6 protein-coding genes are annotated in these 4,169 nt (G+C 66.8%); all 6 read left to right on the forward strand.

Translation table 11 applies throughout. From position 1 onward, the window contains the following. Positions 1-1,069 (forward strand): gamma-glutamyltransferase family protein (locus ACSLE4_RS13990; RefSeq protein WP_435905044.1); only part of this gene is annotated, 1,069 nt, incomplete at its 5' end. A 62-nt stretch (positions 1,070-1,131) separates the two neighbouring features. Further along, positions 1,132-2,142, forward strand: coding sequence for an FAD-dependent oxidoreductase (locus ACSLE4_RS13995; protein ID WP_435905045.1), 1,011 nt, complete (start codon positions 1,132-1,134; stop codon positions 2,140-2,142). After that, positions 2,120-2,317 (forward strand): sulfur carrier protein ThiS, encoded by a 198-nt coding sequence (gene thiS / locus ACSLE4_RS14000; RefSeq protein WP_435905046.1) that lies wholly within the window; start codon positions 2,120-2,122, stop codon positions 2,315-2,317. Before ACSLE4_RS13995 ends, thiS begins: the two co-directional genes overlap by 23 nt. After that, positions 2,317-3,105: a thiazole synthase gene (locus ACSLE4_RS14005; protein ID WP_435905047.1), complete on the forward strand. Its 789-nt coding sequence runs from the start codon at positions 2,317-2,319 to the stop codon at positions 3,103-3,105. The genes thiS and ACSLE4_RS14005 overlap by 1 nt, the downstream gene beginning before the upstream one ends. A gap of 6 nt (positions 3,106-3,111) precedes the next feature. Beyond that, a complete protein-coding gene (locus ACSLE4_RS14010; protein WP_435905048.1) occupies positions 3,112-3,744 on the forward strand; it encodes a thiamine phosphate synthase in 633 nt (210 codons plus the stop codon). Between the two features lie 81 nt (positions 3,745-3,825). Next, on the forward strand, positions 3,826-4,169 hold a 344-nt coding region (locus ACSLE4_RS14015; protein WP_435905049.1), incomplete at its 3' end, for a CHAD domain-containing protein.

The raw sequence follows: 4,169 nt of genomic DNA on the forward strand, positions 1-4,169 counted from the left end.
CGAGACGTTCGACATCATTGCCCGCGAGGGTGCGGACGCCTTCTATAAAGGCGCCATCGCCGCCGATATCGGAGAGGCCGTGCAAAGCGATCCGCGCAAGCCCGGCGCACTTTCCATCGCCGACCTCGCGAACTATAGCGCCCAGCCTCGCATGCCGGTTTGCATGCCCTATCGGGGGCGCAGCGTGTGTGGCGCGGCCCCGCCCTCATCCGGCGCCGTTGCGGTCGGCCAGGTGCTCGGCATCTTGGAGCCCTTCGATCTCGGGTCGGATCCCTTCACGCCGGAGGCCGCCCACCTGATCGCCGAGGCCGAACGCCTCGCTTACGCCGATCGCGGGCGCTATCTCGCCGATCCCGGTTTCGTCGCGGTGCCCCTAGATGGCTTGCTCGACGAGAACTATCTCGCCGAGCGCCGCAAGCTGATCGATCCGACGCGTGCGCAAGAGACGGTCACGGCCGGTACACCGCCGGTCATCCCGCTCAGCGCCTTCGGCCGCGATCACACCAAGGAGCGAGGCGGAACCAGCCACGTCTCCGTGGTGGACGACGCGGGCGACGCTTTCTCCCTGACCACCAGCATCGAGTATTCCTTCGGCGCGCGGACCATGGTGCGCGGCTTCCTGCTCAACAACCAGCTCACGGATTTTTCGTTCTTGCCGGAGGATGCCGCGGGCCGGCCCATTGCCAACCGCGTCGAGCCGGGAAAGAGGCCGCGCAGCTCCATGGACCCGACCATGATCTTCGGCGCCGACGGCGATTTGGACTACGTGCTGGGTTCGCCCGGCGGCCCGGGCATCATCATGTTCAATCTGAAGACCATCTTCGCGCTGTTGGACTGGCAGATGGACGCGGCGCAAGCCGCGGCGCTCCTCAATTTCGGTAGCACGCAGGACGTGGTGCTCATGGAGCCTGAGCCGGCGTGGGACCCGCTCGCCACGAGCCTCGAAGCCAAGGGCCACAAGGTCCGCCGCATGGACATGACCAGCGGCGAGCACATCATCGCCGTGACGCCGGACGGGCTTGAAGGCGGGGCCGACCCGCGGCGCGAGGGCGTCGCCCTCGGCGATTGAGCGCGAGGCTAGACAGAGGCCGCCGTCCAAGGCATCCACCTTACCGAGGCACCCCATTTAAGATGACAAGTACCCCACTCAAAATTGCGATCCGCGGGGCCGGCATCACCGGGCTCTGGCAGGCGCTGACTTTAACGCGCCGCGGCCACCAGGTGATCCTCGCCGAGCGCTCGGCCGAACCCTTCGCCGATGCCTGTAGCCCCTATGCCGGCGCCATGCTCGCGCCACGCTGCGAGGAGGAAAGCGCCGAAGCGATGATCCGTGAGCTCGGCGAACGCGGCATTGCCCTATGGAAGGAGACCTATCCTGGGCTGGTGGCGCAGGGCAGCCTCGTCGTCGCGCCCTCGCGCGACCGCAGCCTGCTCGACCGCTTCGAGCGCATGACCGAGGGCGCCGGCCGTCTCGATGCGGCAGCCCTCGCGGAGCTCGAGCCCGGTCTCGCGCCGCGCTTCGGCACCGCTCTTTATTATGCGGGCGAAGCCCACCTGAACCCAGGCGCGGCGCTCGCCTTCCTGCTCGGCAAGGTCCAGGAGGCCGGCGTTGCCGTTCAGTTCGGCATGGAGACCATTCCGCAAGGCGCCGATCTGGTCGTCGATTGCCGCGGACTGGCCGCCAAGGATGGCCTGCCGACCCTGCGCGGGGTACGGGGCGAGCGCATCGTGGTGCGCGCGCCCGAAATCGCCATCCAGCGTCCGGTGCGCCTGCTTCATCCGCGCTTTCCGCTCTATCTCGTGCCGTGGGGGGATGGCCTATACATGGTCGGCGCCACGGCGATCGAGCGGGAGGACGGGGGGCCGGTCACCTTGCGTTCGGCGCTGGAGCTCCTGAGCGCCGCCTATGTGCTCGATCCCGCCTTCGGAGAGGCGGAGATTTTGGCGCTCGGCGCCGGCGTCCGCCCCGCCTTCTCCGACAACCGGCCTAGGATTATCCCCTTGAACGGCTATATCTATGTCAACGGCCTCTACCGGCATGGCTTTCTGCTCGCGCCGGTCATGGCCGAGCTGGTCGCCGACTATCTGGAGACCGGCGCCACCAATCCGGAGGTGTTCGTTGCAGATCCTGCTCAACGGTGAGCGCTTCGTGACCGAGGCAAAGAGCCTCGATGAGCTATGCGCCGCGCTCGGCTTCGCCGACGCCAAGGTGGCCACGGCCGTCAATGGCAGTTTCGTGGCCGCAACGGCGCGCGGCAACACGCAGCTCACCGACGCTGACGAGGTCGAGATCGTGGCGCCGAGGCAGGGCGGCTGATGCTCGAACTCTACGGCACACGCTTCACCTCGCGCATGTTGCTCGGCACGGCCGGCTATGCCTCTCCCGACATTCTGCGCCAGGCGGTCGAGGCTTCGGGCGCGGAGATCGTCACCGTTTCTCTTCGCAGGGAGTCGGCCCGCGCCCGCACGGGCCAAGGGTTTTGGGCGCTGATCGAGCAGCTTGGCCGCCGCGTGCTGCCCAACACCGCCGGCTGCCACACGGCGAAGGAGGCCATCGCCACCGCTCAGATGGCGCGGGAGCTGTTCGGCACCAATTGGATCAAGCTCGAAGTGATCGCCAACGACGACACGCTTCAGCCGGACCTGTTCGGACTGGTCGAGGCCGCAGGCGTGCTTTGCGCCGAAGGGTTCGCGGTGCTGCCATACACGACCGAAGACCTGAGCGCCGCGGAACGCTTGATCGCCGCGGGCTGCGAGGTGCTGATGCCGTGGGGCTCGCCCATCGGCTCGGCACGCGGCCTCGCCAACAAGTCCGCGCTTCAAAGTTTGCGCGCTTACTTCCCCGACACGCCGCTCATCGTCGATGCGGGCATCGGCGCCCCCTCCCACGCGGCCGAAGCCATGGAGATGGGCTATGACGGCGTGCTGCTGAACACGGCCATCGCCAAGGCCGGAGATCCCGTGAAGATGGCGGAAGCTTTCGCGAACGCGATCCAAGCCGGGCGGCTGGCCTATGAGGCGGGCATGATCGAGCCGCGCGACATGGCCTCGCCCTCGACGCCCCTCGCCGGTACGCCCTTCTTCAAGATCGATCACGCCTCCTGACGCGCAGTGGCCCGTCTCGATCCGTTCTATCCCATCGTCCCCGACACCGCCTGGCTCGGGCGGCTTCTGCCGCAAGGCGTCAAGCTGGTCCAGCTTCGCATCAAGGATCAACCCGCAGAGATCGTCCGAGCGGAGATCGGCAAGGCGCTGGCGCTGTGCGCCGCGCAGGATTGCCAACTCGTGGTCAACGACTATTGGCGCGAGGCGCTTCAAGCGGGCGCCGATTTCGTACATCTCGGCCAGGTGGATCTTGCAGGCGCCGATCTCGCCGCCCTCAAGGCCGCGCGCGTCAGGATCGGCATCAGCACCCACAGCGAAGAGGAACTCGATGTGGCGCTTGCCGCCGACCCGGATTACGTGGCGCTCGGGCCCATCTACCCGACCTGGCTGAAGAAAATGCCCTGGGCGCCGCAGGGGCTCGCGCGCCTCGCGGCGTGGCGAAAAAAGGTCTCCTGCGCCCTCGTCGCCATCGGCGGCATCACCCCGGAACGGGCGCCTGGCGTGCTTGAAGCGGGCGCCGACAGCGTCGCCGTCATCACGGACATCATGACACACCAACATCCTGAGCTTCGGACCGGAAATTGGATCACTGTCACAAAGCCCTGGCGATACTTATCAACAGGTTCTCCACACGCCTGAGGGACGAGTTTAAGGTTGACCCTACTGCCCCTGAAAGGAATGATCGCCAAACGGGACTTAAGGACTGATGCGGGGACAGCGATGAGTTACCGGCTCGATCCGGCTATGCCAGTGAGCGAGGCTTTGCGGTCCGTGGCATTGGCCGAACTGGAGATCGCTCACACCTCGCTGGCGACACCCTCTGACCGCCACACCGGCGTGCACAGCGCGCGCAAGGGCTTCAAAAGATTGCGCTCTCTCTTGCTACTGGCCCGGCCCGGCATGCCCGAGCCGGTATTCGCCAACCTGACAGCACGCGTGGCCCGCATCGGCAAGGGGCTTGCTGCCGCCCGCGACGCCCAGGCCCTGCTCGATGCCGTCGACAAGCTGGAAGAAAACACCGAGCCCGGTCTTGGTGACGCTCCGATGCAATCCGTGCGCGGCTG

Origin of the sequence: Methyloceanibacter sp. (genome assembly GCF_051306395.1) — a bacterium.
Classification (GTDB): Bacteria; Pseudomonadota; Alphaproteobacteria; order Rhizobiales; family Methyloligellaceae; genus Methyloceanibacter.

What these genes read in the sequence shown, in the direction of transcription:
- ACSLE4_RS14005 (WP_435905047.1), top strand. Translation starts at nt 2,317, where the DNA reads ATGCTCGAACTCTACGGCACACGCTTCACCTCGCGCATGTTGCTCGGC.
- ACSLE4_RS13995 (WP_435905045.1), top strand. Translation starts at nt 1,132, where the DNA reads ATGACAAGTACCCCACTCAAAATTGCGATCCGCGGGGCCGGCATCACC.